The following is a 16,725-nucleotide window of genomic DNA, read 5'->3' on the forward strand; positions in this document are numbered from 1 at the left end:
GGGGATGGATGACACCCCCACGCGCGACGGACGTCTCACGCGCATCGTTCTCGTTCGACACGGCGAGACGGAGTGGAGTCGCAGCGGACGACACACGAGCTCGACCGACCTCGATCTGACCGAGCGCGGTGAAGATCAAGCCCGTGCGGTGGGTGCCGCTCTCGAGGGCCAGCGATTCGCGCGCGTCGTCAGCAGTCCGCGCCGTCGCGCGACGCGCACGGCGCACCTCGCCGGATTCGGCGAGCACCTCGAGATCGACGACGACCTCGCCGAGTGGGACTACGGCGCCTACGAGGGCCTCACGTCACCGCAGATCGCCGAGCGCGTCGGCGGGCGATGGAATCTGTGGGACGACGGCGTCGAGGCGGGAGCCACCCCGGGCGAATCGTGCGGCGACGTCTACGCGCGTGCCCGACGCGTGATCGAGCGGATGCTGCCGACCCTCGATTCGGGCGGCGACGTCATGATCGTCGCCCACGGCCACTACTTGCGGTCGTTCGCCGCGGCCTGGCTCGGGCTGCCCGCGGAACGGGGTCGCATCTTCACCCTCGACACGGCGACAATCAGCGAGCTGCGTTTCGAGCACGACGAACCGGTGCTCGCGCACTGGAACTCGCCGCCGCGCGACTTCTGACCCGCGCTCTCGCCTGACCGCGCTCTCTGCCCGCGTTCGCGCCCGACATCCGGCCGCGGCATCCGTCACCGTGCGAGGGCGTACCCGAGCGCGAGGCCGAGCCCCGCGGCGGCGACGCTCGCGACGAGGGTGCCGAACCCGATGGCGAGGGCCTCTCCGAACCGACCCGCTCGCACGAGGGTCACGGTGTCGAGGCTCGCGGTGCTGAATGTCGTGTAGCCGCCGAGAAACCCGGCGCCGAGCACGATCGCGAGGTCGGCGTCGAGCACCGCGGTCGCGGCGAGCGCGGTCACGACTCCGAGGGCGAACGATCCCGTGATGTTGATGAGGGCGATCGGGATGGGCAGAGTCGTGCGGATGACGCGGCGCAAGCCCGCGTCGGCGAGGAAGCGAGCCACGGCGCCCACACCGCCGAGCGCGGCGACGGCGAGGAACAGGAGGGATGTCACGACGGTCGCTCCCCGGATCGACGGTGCAACACGGAGGCGACCGCGATCCCGGCCCCGGTCGCGAGAGCCCCGAAGACGACGGTGCCGACCGCGTAGGCCGCGGCGTACGGCACGATCTGCCCGGCCTCCATCGTGATCGTCGCGAGCGCGCTGTAGGTCGTGAACCCGCCGAGCACGCCCGTTCCGAGCAGCACGCGCAATCGGTGTGCTCCGAGTGAGCTCCGGTCGAGCAGCACCGTCACGACCACTCCGAGGAGAAAGGCCCCGAGGATGTTGACGACGAGCGTCGCGATGCCGGGCACGGGTGCCATCGAGAGGGCCACCCCCTCGCGCAGCGCCGTGCCCACAGCACCCCCGACGAAGACGAGCCCGATCGAGACGGCGTCGACCCCCGGCGCGACGGCCCCGCCGCCGCTGCCGCCGATACCACCAGCGACACCGGACTCGCCCTCGGTGTCGTCGGGCTCCGGTGACGAACTCTCAGCCACGACCGAGCAGCCTGTCGATGTCGCGGCGCTCACGTTTCGTCGGTCGGCCGGCGCCGCGATCGCGCTGAGGCGCGATGGGGCGCTCTTCGCGCGGCGGCGGGGGCGGGGTGAGGTCGATGAGACACGTCGCGGCCGCAGGCGCACTCACGCGCTTGACGATGGGGCGCACGACCGTGACGATGCGCTGCACGTCGTCGGTGCGCACGCGCACCTCGTCTCCCGGGCGAACCGGGGTCGACGGCTTGGCTTTGGCGCCGTTGACGAGCACGTGTCCGCCCTTGCACGACGCCGCGGCGAGGGGCCGCGTCTTCACGAGTCTGACCGCCCACACCCAACTGTCGACTCGAGCGGTGGCGGCATCCATTCCTCGAGCCTAGGCACTCCGCTCGACGCGCGGCCGCGCACCCGCCGCGCCGACGCGCGAGACGAGGATGGCGGCGACCGCGAGACCGACGATCGCGAGAGCGATCTGCACGACCGAGAGCACGACCCCCGAGACACCGTCGGGGCCGTCGACGTCGACGAACGGGTAGGGCACCCACCCGTCGACCTCGGCGCGCACGAGCGTCGCGGCGACCCAGAGGAGCGGGTAGGAGATCGCGAGCGCGAGCCAGCCGAAGCGCAATCGCGCACGGCCCGGCGCGACGACCCAGTCGACGACGAGGTAGATCGGGATGACGACGTGGATGACCTCGTTGGGCCACCACTCGCCCACGAAGCCGTTCGACTGGATTCCCCGCAGCAGGAGGTTGTAGACCGCCCCGGTGATGACGCCGTAGACGACGATGCACATGCGCACAGCCGTGAAGAACTCGGAGTCGCGCGCGACCATGAAGGCGAGCACCGCGGCAGCGCCGAGCACGACGATGTTCATGAGGCTCGACTGGATCGTGAAGTACACGAAGTACTGCGAGGGGTCGAACGATCCGTCGGCGACCTGCTCCGTGATCTGGGTCGCGATGCTCGCAACGACGAGGGCCACGGCGAGGAGCCGGATGCCACCCCATGTGCGGCGGTGCCATCCGGGAACTGCGGTCTCGGGCGAGCGGGTGGGAGCGTCGATGGTCACCGTCGCCACAGTAGCCGCAGCACCCGGGAACAACGCCGTGGGCGCCTCTCCTCGCCGACCTCGCTCGCGCGACCGTCCACTCAACATCCAGTGAGCGTTCCTAGGCTCGCACGGTGGAGGAGAGCGGAGCGGGCGCAGACGCGCGGATCACGGCCGCGCGCTACCGGCTCGACAGACTCGACTCCGACATGAAGGATGCGGGAGCCGATGCGGAAGGCGGCCCTGCCGGGGCCACCGACGGGACGACCGACGCGACGACTGACGCGACAACCGACGCGCCTCCTCGCGACCCTTCGGGCGATGCGGGGGCTCCGGGCATGCAGGAGCGCGCGCACTTCGTCGAGATGGCGCTGCAGCAGGCGATGCGGCGCGGGGACTTCGACGACCTCCCGGGGGCAGGCAAACCCCTCGACCTCGGTTCGGGAACGCACGACCCCGACTGGTGGATCCGACGCAAGATCGAGCGCGAGAAGCTCACGGGCCTCGGACCGCCGGCGCTGACCCTGCGCTCCGAGAACGCGGCACTCGACGACCGGCTCGACGCGATGGTGTCGGAGCACGCCGTGCGCGAGGCCCTCACGGAGTTCAACGCGCGCATCGTCGAAGCACGACGGCAACTGCTCGGGGGGCCGCCCGTCGTCACGGCCACGCGCGACATCGACAGCGAGGTCGCCCGGTGGAGTGAGAGGCGATCCGAACGCGAACGCGCCGCCGCGGCCGAGCGTGAGCGAGACGCCGAAGCGTTGGCGGCACTGAGCCGGCGGGAGCGGCGGCGCGTTCTGCGGTCCCGATCACCGGGGAAGCGGTGACTCGAGAACCCGGCGAGCGGACCAGCGGGGGTCAGGAACCGATGGGGGTTCCCTCGAACTCGTCCCACGCGCGCTCGAATGCGGCGTGCGATTCGGGCGACTGCGAGTCGGCGCTGAAATAGCCGTCGTAGATCGCCTTGCCGCCGTGCTCGGGAAAGAGCGCGTCGTCTTTGACCGACCCGGCGAGCTCGCCGACCTCGTCCGGTCGTTCGGCCTGCTCGAGCAGCCAGTCGCGGAAGCTCTCTGTCATGGTGACATTCCTTTCGTCGTAAAGCCCCAGTCTGCTCGTGTCGACCTGAGAGCGGGAGGGCTGCCGCGACCGGGGGTGTCGGTGATACGGGTTACCGTGACATCCATGAAGTTGCTCCACACGTCGGATTGGCACATCGGTCGCACATTCCACACCCATCCGACTCTCGAGCACGTGCGTGTCGTTCTCGAGGCCCTCGTCGCCGAGGTGCGGGGCCGCGGGGTCGACGTCGTGCTCGTGTCGGGGGATGTCTTCGACTCGGCGATGCCGTCGGCCGATGCCTACGGCGTGCTGAGCGACACCCTGCGCGCCATCCGTTCCGCGGGCGCGCGCGTGGTCGTCACGAGCGGCAACCACGACTCGGCGACGCGCCTCGGGTTTCAAGCGGAGTGGGCGGGCGAGGCCGGAGTCCACGTGCTCACGCGTCACGAAGACCTCGACAGGCCCGTCGTCGTCGCCGACGAGCACGGCGACGTGGCGATCTACGGCATCCCGTTTCTCGAGCCCGCGCTCATCAGACACCACTATCCCGACGACGACGTCAGCACCCACACCGCGGCGCTCGAGTTCGCGATGGCGCGGGTGCGCCGCGACCTCGCCGAGCGCGCGAGTCCCACGCGCTCGGTCGTGCTCTCGCACTGTTTCGCGGCGGGGGTCACCGCGAGCGACGTCGAACGGGACATCACCGCGGGCGGCATCGACCTCGTTCCCGCGGCGGTCTTCGACGGACCGGACTACGTGGCACTCGGGCACATCCACGGGCGATCCACGATCTCCGACCGGGTGCGCTACTCGGGTGCGCCCCTGCACTACTCGTTCGCCGAGGCGGGGAAGCCCCGGGGAGCGTGGCTCGTCGAGCTCGACGCCGCGGGGCTGTCGAGTGTCGACTGGGTCGACCTCCCGGTGCCTCGGGCTCTCGTCGAGGTCACGGGCGAGCTCGCACAGATCCTCGTCGACCCGACGCTCGAGTCCCGAGCGGGCGACTGGGTCAAAGCGATACTGACCGACCCGAAGCGACCACTCGACGCGATGCGGGCTCTGCAGGCGCGATTCGCGCACTGCGTCGCCCTCGAGCACCGCCCGCCGCACCGCGTCGACGACGACGCCCGCTACCGGGACCGACTCGTCGCGAAGAGCGATCGGGAGATCGTCGCCGACTTCGTGGAGTTCGTGCGCGGGGGAGTGGGGCTCTCGGAGCCGGAGACCGAGATCGTCTCGGCGGCACTCCGCGAGATCGAGGGGGAGAGGGTCCCGTCGTGAAGATGCTCGCCTTGCGTGTCGCCGGTTTCGGTCCTTTCCGCGACGAGCAGACCGTCGATTTCGAGGCTTTCGACGACGACGGCATCTTCCTCATCTCCGGCAGGACCGGTGCGGGCAAGTCGAGCATCCTCGACGCCGTGTGTTTCGCGCTCTACGGGTCCGTGCCGCGCTACGAGGCGAGTGACTCGAGCCTGCGCAGCGACCACTGCCGCGCCGAAGACCCGACCTTCGTCGAGCTCGAATTCTCGATCGGCACCGAGCGCTACCGCGTTCACCGCACTCCGAAGTTCGAGAGACCCAAGCGCTCAGGCTCGGGGACGACCACCGCGCCGCCGACCGCCCACCTCGATATCGCCGACGGAGACGGATGGCGCGGCATCGCCGCGAAACCCGTGGATGTCGGCCACGAACTCGCGAGCGTTCTGCCTCTCAAGCAAGACCAGTTTCTGCAGGTGATCCTGCTCGCCCAGAACCGCTTCCAGAGATTCCTGCTCGCCAAGACCGAAGAGCGTCGCGCCGTTCTGCGCACCCTCTTCGCGACCGCGAGGTTCGAGCAGCTCGAGTCGTCGCTTCTCGCTCGCCGGCGCGTGCTCGACACCGAGCTCGAGGCCATCACGGCGGCGATCGACGGCCACGCGGCGCGACTCGCCGCGCAACTCGGGCTCGACGCGCCGTCGAGCCCCGCGCCCGCGGAGTGGTTCGAGTCGGCGGTCACCACCGTCGACGCCGCGGTCTCGCTCGCCGACTCGCTCGCGACAGCCGCGGATGCCGTCTGGCGCACCGCCGCGGATGCTCTCACCGAGGCCACGGCCACGCGCGAGCGTCAAGACCGTCGCGCCGAGGCGCTCTCGCGGCGAACGCGCCTGCAGTCGCGCGCGGACGCCGTCGAGGCCGAGAGACGGGTCGTCTCTCGAGCGCGGCGGGCTGCCCTCGTGTGGCCGCACGTCGAGACCGCTCGCGCGGCACAGCAGCGCCTCGACGACGCGTGGGCCGCACTGGCTCGAGCCGAAGAACAGTGGCGTCGCGATGCGGCGTTCGGGGTGAACGGCGACCCCGCCACCGTCGACTCGACCGTCGTCGACGCGCTGCTCGAGACCATCGGGTCGGCACGCTCGGGCCTCGACGACGAGCGCGCCGTCGACGACCTCACCGCGAGCATCCCCGGGCTCGAGCGGGAGGTCGCCTCGGCGCAGAGCCGCCTCGACGAATCGACGGCATCGCGCGAGAGCCTGCCCGCCGTGATCGACCACCTCGACGAGCGCATCGTGTCGCTCACCGCGGTGGCCGCGCGCCTTCCCGACCACCGCGAGACGGTCGCGCGACTCACCGCGGCCATCGCCGCGGCCCACCGTGCTCTCGACGGCGAAAGCCGCCTCGCGACAGCGCGCGAACTCGAGGTGCTCGCGAGCCGGCGCCACCGCGACACCGTGACGGCGTTCGACGACCTCCTCTCCGCGAGACTCAGCGGTCAAGCGGTGGCCCTCGCCGCGACCCTCGAGAGCGGTGAGCCGTGCGCCGTGTGCGGCTCGCGCGACCATCCGGCTCCTGCGGTGAGCGATGTCGCCGCCGTGAGCGATACCGCGCTCGACGCCGCGCGGCTCGCCGCAGACGACGAGCGGAGGGAGTTCGAGACCGCCAGTGCGGTCGTCGCCGAGGCGGTGCGGGCGAGGGATGCCGCGGCCGCCGAGTCCGGCGGGCGCGACCTCGGCGACCTCGAGTCCGAGCTCGCCGACGCCGAGGCGGCGCTCACGACCGCGACCACGGCGGCGGACGACGTCGCGACGTGTTCGGCCGAGCGCACCTCGCGCATCGATGAGCTCGACGCCGTCACACACGCGATCGAGCGGGATCGCCTCTCGCGCGACGCCGCCGTCACCGTTCTCGGCGCGGCGACGACCCGGATGATCGACATCGCCACGAGGCTCGTCGAGCACCGGGGCGAGTTCGAGTCGATCGCGGCTCGACTCGAGGCGCTCGAACTCGTGGTGGGCAGGGCGCGCGCGCTCGTGTCGGCGCGCGACACCGTCGGTCTCGCCCTCTCGACCGCCGACGCGAGCAACACGGTCCTCGGCGAGCACGTCGCCGCATCGGACTTCGACGACGTCGACGACGTCGTCGCCGCCCGACTCCCCGATGCCGAACTCGAGACGACAGAGGATCGCATCCGCGCCCACGAGGGCGAACTCGCGGCGGCGCTCGCGGTGCTCGACTCCCCGGAGCTCCAGGGCCTCCCGATCGACGCGGTCCACCTCGATCCGCTGCGGGAGTCCGCCGACGCCGCGCAGACGGAGCGCGACGACGCGTTCGCTCGTCGGACGGCGGCGAGCGAACGGGCGGCGGGCGTGCGCCAGCTCGTGGGCGACGTCGACCGCGAGCGCGCGGCATCCGCGGGTCTCGCACACGAGCACGCTCTCGTGCGGGAGCTCGCGGCGGTCGTGCACGGCGATCAACCGAACACCAAGCGAATGCGCCTCGAGACCTACGTGCTCGCGGCGCGACTCGAAGAGATCATCGACGCCGCCAACGGTCGCTTGCGCACGATGACGAGTGCGAGATACACCCTCGAACTCGACGACGCGAAGCAGTATCGCAACACCGAGGCCGGGCTCGGCATCGCCATCCGCGACGAACACACGGGGCGAACTCGGCCCACCAACTCGCTCTCGGGCGGAGAGACGTTTCTCGCCTCCCTCGCCCTCGCGCTCGGTCTCGCCGAGGTCGTCACCGCGGGAGCGGGCGGGGTCGCGCTCGACACGCTCTTCGTCGACGAGGGCTTCGGATCGCTCGACTCGGAGACCCTCGAGATCGCCATGAGCACTCTCGACGGCTTGAGGTCGGGCGGCCGCACGATCGGGCTCATCAGCCACGTCGACTCGATGAAGGAGCAGATCCCCGCGGCCCTGCGCATCACCGTGACGGCCGCGGGCCACAGCATCATCGAGGAACACGGCTCGCGAGCGGGCTAGGGCCTCAGAACGGGAACAGCAAGCGGTGCAGAAAGCGCTGGGTGCGCTCGTGCTGGGGAGCGCGCAACACCTGCTCGGGGGTTCCGCGTTCGATGATGCGACCGCCGTCGACGAACGCGATCTCGCTCGCGACCTCGCGCGCGAACTCGAGCTCGTGGGTGACGATGACCATCGTCCAGCCCTCCGAGGCGAGCTGTTTGATGAGACCGAGCACGTCGCCGACGAGCTCAGGGTCGAGCGCCGAGGTCGGCTCGTCGAAGAGCAGCAGTTTGGGGCGCAACGCGAGCGCGCGCACGATGCCCACGCGCTGCTGCTGACCTCCCGAGAGCTCGAACGGGTAGCTGTCGCGCTTCTGCGCGAGACCCACCCGCTCGAGCAGGGCCTCCGCCTCGGCGACGACCTCGGCTCGAGGGCGCTTCTGCACGACGACGGGGCCCTCGATGACGTTGTCGAGCACGGTCTTGTGCGGAAAGAGGTTGTAGTGCTGAAATACCATCGCCGAGCAGTCCCGCAGCGCCGCGAGTCGACGCGGGTGAGGCTTCACCCCGAAGTCGATCGTCTCGACGTCGAGACTCACGGTGCCGGCATCCGCGATCTCGAGTCCGTTGAGGCACCGCAGAATCGTGGTCTTGCCCGACCCCGACGCGCCGATGAGCGTGAGCACGCCGCCGCGTTCGAGCGTGAGATCGATCGACGAGAGCACCTCGGTCGTGCCGAAGGTCTTCGCGAGGCCGCGCACGGTGAGCAGCGGGCCCGGGGCACTGTCGGAGCCGCGGGGGTCGACGTCAGTGGGCGACATACCGATCCAATCTCTTCTCGAGGGCGTCCTGACCGGTCGACAGCACGAGGCAGATGACCCAGTAGACGAGCGCCGCCTCGAGGTAGATGACCATGAACTGCCCGCTGAACGCGGTGATCTGCTGGGCCTCGCGAAAGAGCTCGGTCACGAGGATGAGCGACGCGAGCGAGGTGTCTTTCACGAGGCTGATGAACGTGTTCGAGAGCGGCGGCACCGACACTCTCGCCGCTTGCGGGAGGATGATGCGCCGCAGGGCGAGGCGCCGCGACATCCCCACCATGTGCGCCGCCTCCCACTGGCCCTTCGGCACCGAGAGGATGGCCGCGCGGATGACCTCCGCGGCATACCCCCCGACGTTGATCGAGAAGGCGATGACCGCGCACGGCCACGGGTCGATGACGACGCCGATCGACGGAAGACCGTAGAAGATCACGAACAGCTGCACGAGCAGAGGGGTTCCCCGCACGAGCGAGATGTAGACGCGCGCGATGCCCGAGACGACACGGATGCGCGAGAGCCTCATGAGCGCGATGACGAGAGCGAGGGCGAGGCCGATCGCGAACGACGCGAGGGCGAGCGGAATGGTGCCCATGATCGCGCCGCCGACGATCGGCCAGAACGCGTCGAGGATCAACTGCCAGGTGTCGGCGTTCACGTCGACTCCGAGCGGCGAGGTCGTCGGAACGCCTCCGTCATCTCGCCATCAGTCATCGTCGGAGACTACTCGGTGACGTCGGCGCCGAAGTACTTCTCCGAGATCTCGGCGAGGGTACCGTCGGCACGCAGTGACTCGAGCGCCTCGTCGATCGCGTCGGCGAGCTCGGTGCTCCCCTCGGCGAGCGCGAAAGCACTCTCCGACTGCTCCTCGGTCTCGGCGGCGACCTTGATCGTGTCGGCGCCGGTGGTCTGCTCGTAGTCGAGGAAGGTCAGCTTGTCGTTGATGGTCGCGTCGACGCGCCCCTGCTCGACGAGCGCGACCGACTGCGCCCAGCCCTCGACACCCTCGACGGTCGCCCCACTCTCGACAGCGAGCGTGTTCCAGTTGCTCGTGAGCGATTGCGCCGTCGTCTTGCCCTCGAGCGACTCGAAGGAATCGATCGAGTCGTCATCGGTCGGCACGACGATGACGCCCGTGGAGTAGGTGTACGGCTCGCTGAAGACGTAGGTCTCGAGTCGCTCCGGGGTGATCGACACCTGGTTGGCGATGACATCGAAGCGCCCGGCCTCGAGGCCCGCGAAGATGGCGTCCCACTGGGTCTCCTCGAACTGCGCCTCGACACCGAGCTCTGCGGCGACGGCCGTCGCGATCTCGACATCGAACCCCGTGAGGTCACCCGATCCGTCTTCGTGGAATGAGAACGGGCGGTACGTGCCCTCGGTGCCGATCGTGAGCACGCCCGACTCCTGCACCGAGGTGAGGGAGTCGTCACCCTCCGCAGTCTCGTCGCTGCTCGCGGTGGCGCATCCGGCGAGCGCGAGGGCGGCGGTTGCGGCGACGGCGAGGGAGAGGAACCTGGTTCTCATGGTGGAGCTTTCTGCGACGGCAGCGAGGATCGCTCGCGGCGGCTGGTGGTGGCGGGGCGGAAGCCCACCCGACGGTAACAAGGCCGCGCGTGGCATCGAAATTCCTGTTACGCGAGAAGTCGCGACGTTCTGAGAGGTGGGGGCTACGCTTCGGAGACGAGCCGACCGAGCTCCGACGAAGGAGGACATCATGGCTGACAAGTCACCGAAGAGTTCGAGCAGCAAGACCGCGGCGAGCAAGTCGCTCAAAGAGAAGCGCCAAGGCAAGAAAGACAAGGCCGCGAGCAAGTCGAAGTCCGCGTAACCGCGTCGACCACGACGAGAGAGCCGAGCATCCGTCCGGATGCTCGGCTCTCTCTCTTTCTGCCGCGTCGCGACCCGATCAGGCGATCAGTGCTCGACCGCTTTCTCGGCACCGTGGCCGGTGAGCGAGCGCACCGACATCTCCGCGGCGATGCGCGGGTCTTCTTCGCGAGCACCGAGCGATCCGAGCCACCCGAGCAGGAACCCCACGGGGATCGAGACGATGCCGGGGTTGTTGAGCGGGAAGATCGCGAAATCGACGCCGTCGCCGAGCATCGAGGTCTCGGTTCCCGAGATGACGGGGGAGAAGACGATCAGCACGATCGCCGTTCCGAGACCGCCGTACATGCTCAGCACGGCACCGCGCGTCGTGAACTTCTTCCAGAACAGCGAGTAGAGGATCGTCGGCAGGTTCGCACTGGCCGCGACGGCGAACGCGAGGGCGACGAGGAACGCGATGTTCTGACCCTGCACGCCGATGCCTCCGGCGATGGCGAGGAGCCCGATCACGACGACCGTGCGCCGCCCGACCTTGACCTCGGCACCCGGCGCGGTCTTCCCCTTCTTGATGACACTCCCGTAGATGTCGTGCGCGAACGAGGCGGCCGCCGTGATCGTGAGACCGGCGACGACCGCGAGGATCGTCGCGAAGGCGATCGCGGAGATGAACCCGAGCAGGATGGGCCCACCGAGCGCGAGCGAGAGCAGCGGTGCGGCCGAGTTGACCCCTCCCGGGGCCGCGAGGATCGTCTCCGACCCCACGAGCGCTGCGGCGCCGTAGCCGAGCACGAGGGTGAACAGGTAGAACCCGCCGATGAGCCAGATGGCCCAGACGACCGACCGGCGCGCCTCCTTCGCGGTCGGAACCGTGTAGAAGCGCATGAGCACGTGGGGGAGACCCGCGGTGCCGAGCACGAGCGCGAGTGCGAGCGAGATGAAGTCGAGGGGGTTCGCGCCGTACTGGAGTCCCGGCGCGAGGATGGCTTCCGGTGGACTCGTCGTCGATGCCGCGATCGCACTCTCGAACAGGGTCGTGAGGTTGAAGCCGTTGAGGGCGAGCACCCAGATCGTCATGGCCCCGGCGCCGAGGATGAGCAGGAACGCCTTGATGATCTGCACCCACGTCGTGCCCTTCATGCCGCCGACGAGCACGTAGACGATCATGAGCACGCCCACGACGGTCACGACGATCGACTGACCGAGGGAGTCGTCGATGCCGAGCAGGAGCGAGACGAGCCCGCCGGCACCGGCCATCTGCGCGAGCAGATAGAAGAAGCACACGGCGAGGGTGGTCGTCGCGGCGGCGACACGCACGGGACCCTGTTTGAGGCGGAACGACAAGACGTCGGCCATCGTGAACTTGCCCGTGTTGCGCATGAGCTCGGCGACGAGCAGAAGCGCCACGAGCCACGCGACGAGGAACCCGATGGAGTAGAGGAAACCGTCGTAGCCGTTGACGGCGATGGCCCCGACGATGCCGAGGAACGATGCCGCCGAGAGGTAGTCTCCCGCGATCGCGAAGCCGTTCTGCGGGCCCGTGAACGAACGCCCGCCGGCGTAGTAATCGGCTGCGGACTTGTTGTTGCGGCCCACCCTGATGACGATGAAGAGGGTCACGATGACGAACGCGAGGAAGACCGACATGTTGAGAACGGGGTTGTTCTCCGCGGTCGCCGGTGACGCGGTGGCGAGTACCGGGATCATGAGCGCTCGACCCCTTCCATCTCGGAGCGCAGCTGTGCGCTCAGCGGGTCGAGTTTGCGGTTCGCGAAGGCGACGTAGCCCATTGTGATCGCGAAGGTCGTGACGAACTGGCCGAGGCCGAGAATGAGCCCGATGTTGATGTCGCCGATGACGGGTGTCGCCATGACGTCGGGCGCATACGCCGCGAGGAGCACGAACGTGAAGTACCAGAGGATGAAGAACACGGCGAGCGGAAAGGTGAAGCTCCGATGCCGCTTCTTGAGTCGCAGGAACGTCTCCGATTGCGCCACCGCGAGGTAGTCGACTTTCGAAACGGGGGGATCGTCGAGAGGAACATCAGTCATGGGGGCCTCCTTGCCTCGATGGTGGTGGTGCGCCGACGCGTCGGTGAGTCGAGTATCGGTCACAGAACGTCGTTCCTGGGAACATTCCGTCAATTCCTTTCGCCACCTTGTCTCCTCCGGCGCGATGAGGGGGTCCGGTAGGGTCGACAGCGCCCGACACCGATGGAGGACGACCGTGATCTCACACCCCGTGCGGATGTTCCGGAGCGACGAGCGACTCGATCGCCCCGACCAGCTCGCCCACAAGATCGCGACCGTCGCGACCGACCAGATCGATCCCGACGGCGACGTCGTCGACATGGTCGTCAATCGCGTGATCGACAACGCCGCGGTCGCCGCCGCGTCGCTCATCCGACGCCCCGTGACATCCGCCCGATCGCAGGCTCTCGCTCACGGCCCCTCGACGGGCGGGGCGGGTTCGACGGTCTTCGGCCCCGCTGCCTCCGCGCGCACGTCGCCCGAGTGGGCCGCGTGGGCGAACGGCGTGGCCGTGCGCGAACTCGACTTCCACGACACCTTCCTCGCCGCGGAGTACTCCCACCCGGGCGACAACATCCCCGCGATCGTGGCCGTGGCTCAGCACCTCGGGGCGGCGCGCGCACTCACGGGTCGCGACATCGTGCGCGGGATCACGACCGGCTACGAGATTCAGGTCGACCTCGTCAAGGCCATCAGCCTGCACGAGCACAAGATCGACCACGTGGCCCACCTCGGTCCGTCGGCCGCGGCGGGCATCGGCACACTCCTCGGTCTCGACGTCGAGACGATCTTCCAGGCGGTCGGTCAGGCTCTGCACACGACGACCGCGACGCGGCAATCCCGCAAGGGCGAGATCTCGAGCTGGAAGGCCCACGCCCCGGCGCTCGCGGGCAAGGCCGCCGTCGAGGCGGTCGACCGGGCGATGCGGGGCGAGTCGAGCCCGACCCCGATCTACGAGGGCGAGGACGGCGTCATCGCGTGGCTTCTCGGGGGTCCGGACGCGCGATACGAGGTCTCGCTTCCCGCACCGGGGGAGCCGAAGCTGGGCATCCTCGACACCTACACGAAAGAGCACTCGGCCGAATACCAGGCCCAAGCGCTCATCGACCTCGCCCGCAAACTGCATCGTGAACACCCCGAGGTACTCGCTCCCGGCGCGGTCAGGTCGATCGTCATCGCGACGTCGCACCACACGCACACCGTTATCGGGTCGGGCGCCAACGATCCGCAGAAGTACGACCCGACGGCGTCGCGCGAGACCCTCGACCACTCGATCCCCTACATCTTCGCGGTCGCGCTGCAGGACGGCTCGTGGCACCACGTCGACTCCTACACTCCCGAGCGCGCCGCGCGCACCGACACGGTCGCACTCTGGAGGAGCGTGACGACGCGCGAAGACCCGGAGTGGACCCGGCGCTACCACTCCATCGATCCCGCCGAGAAAGCGTTCGGCGGCCGTGTCGAGATCACGCTCACCGACGGATCGACGATCGTCGACGAACTCGCCGTCGCCGACGCCCACCCGCTCGGGGCGAGGCCGTTCTCTCGCGCCGACTACGTGACCAAGTTCCGCACGCTCGCCGCCGACATCCTCGACGACGACGAGATCGACCGCTTTCTCGACGTCGCCGAGCGCTTGCCGCACTTGCGGTCGGACGAGCTCGACGGCCTCAGCATCACCGCTCGCGCGGGGCTGCTCGAGGCGCTCCCGACCCCGAAGGGACTCTTCTGATGCTGTACTCGACCGTGGCCGCACACGAGAAGCGACGGCTGTTTCGCGAACGACTCTCGACAGGTGAGCTGCTGCGTTTTCCGGGAGCGTTCAACCCCCTCTCGGCGCGGCTCATCGAGCGCAGCGGCTTCGACGGCGTCTACATCTCGGGTGCGGTCATCGCGGCCGACCTCGGACTTCCGGACATCGGTCTCACGACGCTCACCGAGGTCGCGACGCGCGGCCGCCAGATCGCGCGCATGACCGACCTGCCGACGATCATCGACGCCGACACCGGGTTCGGTGAACCCATGAACGTCGCGCGCACGGTGCACGAGCTCGAAGACGCCGGTCTCGGCGGCCTGCACATCGAAGACCAGGTGAACCCGAAGCGCTGCGGGCACCTCGACGGCAAACAGGTCGTCGACGAGCAGACCGCGGTCGGTCGCATCCGTGCGGCCAGGGATGCCCGTCGCGACGACAACTTCCTCATCATGGCGCGCACCGACATCCGGGCGATCGACGGTCTCGACGCGGCCGTCGACCGGGCCAAAGCACTCGTCGACGCGGGAGCGGATGCGATCTTCCCCGAGGCGATGGCGACGCTCCACGAGTTCGCGGCGATGCGAGCAGCCGTCGACGTGCCGATCCTCGCGAACATGACCGAGTTCGGCAAGAGCGAGCTCTTCACGACCGAACAGCTCGCGTCGGTCGGAATCAACATCGTCATCTGGCCGGTGTCGCTCTTGCGCATCGCGATGGGGGCATCCGAACGGGCACTCGAGACGATCACGACCGAGGGCTCGCTCACGTCGAAGCTCGGCGAGATGCAGCACCGCGCCGACCTCTACGACCTCGTCGACTACCGGGGCTACACGGCGTTCGACTCGACGATCTTCGACTTCACCGTCGAGCGCTAGCGTTCCGACACCGCCCCCGCATCCCCCACAGGCCAGGAGAACACGATGACCGACAGCGCCGTCAGCACCATCGACATCAAGAAGGGGCTCGCGGGTGTTGTCGTCGACACGACGGCGATCTCGAAGGTCAACCCCGACACGAACTCGCTGCTGTACCGCGGCTACCCGGTGCAGGAGCTCGCGGCGTCGTGCTCGTTCGAGGAGGTCGCCTATCTCCTCTGGCACAGCGAGCTGCCGACGGACGAGCAGCGTGACGCCTTCAGCGCGGCCGAGCGCGCGAACCGCACCCTCGACCCCGCCATCAGGGTCGTCATCGACGCTCTGCCGCTCGACTCCCACCCGATGGATGTCGTGCGCACGGCAGTAAGCGTCATCGGTGCGGTCGACCCGACCACCGCAGACGAGTCCCCGGAGGCCGAGCTCGAAAAGTCGATGGCGCTGTTCGCGAAGCTCCCGGCGATCATCGCGTTCGACCACCGCCGACGTCACGGACTCGAGGCCATCGAGCCGCGCGTCGACCTCGGGTACAGCGAGAACTTCTTGCACATGACGTTCGGCGTCGTTCCCGATCCGGTCGTCGTCGAGGCGTTCGACGTGTCGATGATCCTCTACGCCGAGCACTCCTTCAACGCGTCGACGTTCACGGCGCGGGTCATCACCTCGACTCTGAGCGACCTGCATTCCGCGGTGACCGGAGCGATCGGAGCCCTCAAGGGCGCGCTGCACGGTGGAGCCAACGAGGCGGTCATGCACGTGTTCGACGAGATCGGGGTCGGAGACGGCGCACCCGAGCGCGTCGACGCCTGGCTCACCGCGTCGCTCGCGGCGAAGCGCAAGATCATGGGCTTCGGGCATCGCGTCTACAAGAACGGCGACTCGCGCGTGCCGACCATGAGAGCGGCGCTCGACCGCCTCGTCGAGCACTACGACCGGGCGGACATCCTCGACCTCTACACCGCCCTCGAAACGGCGATGGACGACGCGAAGAACATCAAGCCGAACCTCGACTACCCGTCGGGCCCCGCCTACCACCTCATGGGGTTCGACACGGCGGCGTTCACCCCCCTCTTCGTCGCGGCGAGAGTGACCGGGTGGACGGCGCACATCATGGAGCAGCGAGCCGCCAACGCGCTCATCCGCCCGCTCTCGCTCTACTCCGGACCCGACGAGCGCCCCGTGCCGTGAGCCGCGGATCGTGCCGCAACGGTGCTCGTCTGCACCGAGCCGCGATCATCAGTGTCAAATATCATTGACATTCAATGTCAACTATCCCTAACATCGAGCCATGACCCCTCGACAGTCGCCGACACCCTCGCCCGTGCGAGAGCGCCGCACCCTCGTGCGACTGACGCAAGCCGAGCTCGCGTCACGCGTGAACGTGAGTCGACAGACGATCATCGCGATCGAACAGGGCGACTACGCCCCGTCGGTCTATCTCGCGCTGCGCATCGCTCGTGCTCTCGAGGGCACCGTGGAACAACTCTTCACCGACGACACAGGAGACGACCGATGACAC

General features: G+C 68.8%; 18 protein-coding genes. 8 read left to right on the forward strand and 10 right to left on the reverse strand.

Translation table 11 applies throughout. The features are described from left to right. Positions 1-4 precede the first annotated feature (4 nt). Positions 5-634: a histidine phosphatase family protein gene (locus ACLHIH_RS04525; RefSeq protein ID WP_411315510.1), complete on the forward strand. Its 630-nt coding sequence runs from the start codon at positions 5-7 to the stop codon at positions 632-634. A gap of 65 nt (positions 635-699) precedes the next feature. Here the strand turns inward: ACLHIH_RS04525 and crcB are convergent, their stop codons facing one another. The 4 genes from crcB to ACLHIH_RS04545 are packed head-to-tail and all read right to left on the reverse strand — an operon-like array spanning position 700 to position 2,640. Beyond that, complete coding sequence (crcB, locus tag ACLHIH_RS04530; protein ID WP_411315511.1) at positions 700-1,083, reverse strand: fluoride efflux transporter CrcB; 384 nt, start codon at positions 1,081-1,083, stop codon at positions 700-702. Beyond that, a complete protein-coding gene (locus ACLHIH_RS04535) occupies positions 1,080-1,571 on the reverse strand; it encodes a fluoride efflux transporter FluC (protein WP_411315512.1) in 492 nt (163 codons plus the stop codon). The genes crcB and ACLHIH_RS04535 overlap by 4 nt, the downstream gene beginning before the upstream one ends. Then, positions 1,564-1,935, reverse strand: a complete 372-nt coding sequence (locus tag ACLHIH_RS04540; protein WP_411315513.1) for an RNA-binding S4 domain-containing protein — start codon at positions 1,933-1,935, stop codon at positions 1,564-1,566. The genes ACLHIH_RS04535 and ACLHIH_RS04540 overlap by 8 nt, the downstream gene beginning before the upstream one ends. A 9-nt stretch (positions 1,936-1,944) precedes the next feature. Continuing rightward, the gene (locus tag ACLHIH_RS04545) at positions 1,945-2,640 is read right to left on the reverse strand and encodes a Pr6Pr family membrane protein (RefSeq protein WP_411315514.1); all 696 of its coding nucleotides are present in this window, start codon (positions 2,638-2,640) and stop codon (positions 1,945-1,947) included. 188 nt (positions 2,641-2,828) lie between these two features. Between ACLHIH_RS04545 and ACLHIH_RS04550 the strand changes: the two genes are divergently transcribed. Further along, a complete protein-coding gene (locus ACLHIH_RS04550; protein ID WP_411316311.1) occupies positions 2,829-3,449 on the forward strand; it encodes a DUF1992 domain-containing protein in 621 nt (206 codons plus the stop codon). Between the two features lie 31 nt (positions 3,450-3,480). Here the strand turns inward: ACLHIH_RS04550 and ACLHIH_RS04555 are convergent, their stop codons facing one another. Beyond that, on the reverse strand, positions 3,481-3,699 hold the full coding sequence (locus tag ACLHIH_RS04555; protein WP_411315515.1) for a YozE family protein: 219 nt from the start codon (positions 3,697-3,699) through the stop codon (positions 3,481-3,483). Positions 3,700-3,804: 105 nt separating this feature from the next. On the opposite strand from ACLHIH_RS04555, the gene ACLHIH_RS04560 reads away from it, so the two are divergent. Together ACLHIH_RS04560 and ACLHIH_RS04565 are read left to right on the forward strand one after the other, a co-directional pair. Continuing rightward, the gene (locus ACLHIH_RS04560; RefSeq protein WP_411315516.1) at positions 3,805-4,959 is read left to right on the forward strand and encodes an exonuclease SbcCD subunit D; all 1,155 of its coding nucleotides are present in this window, start codon (positions 3,805-3,807) and stop codon (positions 4,957-4,959) included. A 2-nt stretch (positions 4,960-4,961) separates the two neighbouring features. Beyond that, positions 4,962-7,925 (forward strand): AAA family ATPase, encoded by a 2,964-nt coding sequence (locus ACLHIH_RS04565; protein WP_411316312.1) that lies wholly within the window; start codon positions 4,962-4,964, stop codon positions 7,923-7,925. A 4-nt stretch (positions 7,926-7,929) separates the two neighbouring features. On the opposite strand, the gene ACLHIH_RS04570 is transcribed toward ACLHIH_RS04565, so the two are convergent. The 5 genes from ACLHIH_RS04570 to ACLHIH_RS04590 form a co-directional block, all read right to left on the reverse strand. Beyond that, entirely contained in the window at positions 7,930-8,724 is a 795-nt protein-coding gene (locus ACLHIH_RS04570; RefSeq protein WP_411315517.1) for an amino acid ABC transporter ATP-binding protein, read from the reverse strand. Continuing rightward, positions 8,711-9,379, reverse strand: a complete 669-nt coding sequence (locus ACLHIH_RS04575) for an amino acid ABC transporter permease (RefSeq protein ID WP_411315518.1) — start codon at positions 9,377-9,379, stop codon at positions 8,711-8,713. The genes ACLHIH_RS04570 and ACLHIH_RS04575 overlap by 14 nt, the downstream gene beginning before the upstream one ends. A 65-nt stretch (positions 9,380-9,444) precedes the next feature. Further along, entirely contained in the window at positions 9,445-10,248 is an 804-nt protein-coding gene (locus tag ACLHIH_RS04580; protein ID WP_411315519.1) for an amino acid ABC transporter substrate-binding protein, read from the reverse strand. Between the two features lie 390 nt (positions 10,249-10,638). After that, entirely contained in the window at positions 10,639-12,255 is a 1,617-nt protein-coding gene (locus ACLHIH_RS04585; protein WP_411315520.1) for a cation acetate symporter, read from the reverse strand. Then, positions 12,252-12,599 (reverse strand): DUF485 domain-containing protein, encoded by a 348-nt coding sequence (locus tag ACLHIH_RS04590; protein WP_411315521.1) that lies wholly within the window; start codon positions 12,597-12,599, stop codon positions 12,252-12,254. Before ACLHIH_RS04590 ends, ACLHIH_RS04585 begins: the two co-directional genes overlap by 4 nt. Positions 12,600-12,795: 196 nt before the next feature. Between ACLHIH_RS04590 and ACLHIH_RS04595 the strand changes: the two genes are divergently transcribed. The 4 genes from ACLHIH_RS04595 (at position 12,796) to ACLHIH_RS04610 (ending at position 16,722) form a co-directional block, all read left to right on the forward strand. Further along, positions 12,796-14,310, forward strand: a complete 1,515-nt coding sequence (locus tag ACLHIH_RS04595; protein ID WP_411316313.1) for an MmgE/PrpD family protein — start codon at positions 12,796-12,798, stop codon at positions 14,308-14,310. Next, positions 14,310-15,209 (forward strand): methylisocitrate lyase, encoded by a 900-nt coding sequence (prpB, locus tag ACLHIH_RS04600; RefSeq protein WP_411315522.1) that lies wholly within the window; start codon positions 14,310-14,312, stop codon positions 15,207-15,209. The genes ACLHIH_RS04595 and prpB overlap by 1 nt, the downstream gene beginning before the upstream one ends. Positions 15,210-15,254: 45 nt before the next feature. Further along, entirely contained in the window at positions 15,255-16,394 is a 1,140-nt protein-coding gene (locus ACLHIH_RS04605) for a bifunctional 2-methylcitrate synthase/citrate synthase (protein WP_411315523.1), read from the forward strand. 100 nt (positions 16,395-16,494) lie between these two features. Further along, positions 16,495-16,722, forward strand: coding sequence for a helix-turn-helix transcriptional regulator (locus ACLHIH_RS04610; protein ID WP_411315524.1), 228 nt, complete (start codon positions 16,495-16,497; stop codon positions 16,720-16,722). The last annotated feature ends 3 nt before the right edge of the window (positions 16,723-16,725 follow it).

Origin of the sequence: Marisediminicola sp. LYQ134 (assembly GCF_046599635.1) — a bacterium.
Classification (GTDB): Bacteria; Actinomycetota; Actinomycetes; order Actinomycetales; family Microbacteriaceae; genus Marisediminicola.

Bases quoted from the DNA above. Each gene is read 5' to 3' on its own strand.
- ACLHIH_RS04525 (WP_411315510.1), top strand. From the start codon at position 5: ATGGATGACACCCCCACGCGCGACGGACGTCTCACGCGCATCGTTCTC.
- ACLHIH_RS04540 (WP_411315513.1), bottom strand. From the start codon at position 1,935: ATGGATGCCGCCACCGCTCGAGTCGACAGTTGGGTGTGGGCGGTCAGA.
- ACLHIH_RS04550 (WP_411316311.1), top strand. From the start codon at position 2,829: ATGAAGGATGCGGGAGCCGATGCGGAAGGCGGCCCTGCCGGGGCCACC.
- ACLHIH_RS04555 (WP_411315515.1), bottom strand. From the start codon at position 3,699: ATGACAGAGAGCTTCCGCGACTGGCTGCTCGAGCAGGCCGAACGACCG.
- ACLHIH_RS04560 (WP_411315516.1), top strand. From the start codon at position 3,805: ATGAAGTTGCTCCACACGTCGGATTGGCACATCGGTCGCACATTCCAC.
- ACLHIH_RS04565 (WP_411316312.1), top strand. From the start codon at position 4,962: ATGCTCGCCTTGCGTGTCGCCGGTTTCGGTCCTTTCCGCGACGAGCAG.
- ACLHIH_RS04570 (WP_411315517.1), bottom strand. From the start codon at position 8,724: ATGTCGCCCACTGACGTCGACCCCCGCGGCTCCGACAGTGCCCCGGGC.
- ACLHIH_RS04580 (WP_411315519.1), bottom strand. From the start codon at position 10,248: ATGAGAACCAGGTTCCTCTCCCTCGCCGTCGCCGCAACCGCCGCCCTC.
- ACLHIH_RS04585 (WP_411315520.1), bottom strand. From the start codon at position 12,255: ATGATCCCGGTACTCGCCACCGCGTCACCGGCGACCGCGGAGAACAAC.
- ACLHIH_RS04590 (WP_411315521.1), bottom strand. From the start codon at position 12,599: ATGACTGATGTTCCTCTCGACGATCCCCCCGTTTCGAAAGTCGACTAC.
- ACLHIH_RS04595 (WP_411316313.1), top strand. From the start codon at position 12,796: ATGTTCCGGAGCGACGAGCGACTCGATCGCCCCGACCAGCTCGCCCAC.
- prpB (WP_411315522.1), top strand. From the start codon at position 14,310: ATGCTGTACTCGACCGTGGCCGCACACGAGAAGCGACGGCTGTTTCGC.
- ACLHIH_RS04605 (WP_411315523.1), top strand. From the start codon at position 15,255: ATGACCGACAGCGCCGTCAGCACCATCGACATCAAGAAGGGGCTCGCG.
- ACLHIH_RS04610 (WP_411315524.1), top strand. From the start codon at position 16,495: ATGACCCCTCGACAGTCGCCGACACCCTCGCCCGTGCGAGAGCGCCGC.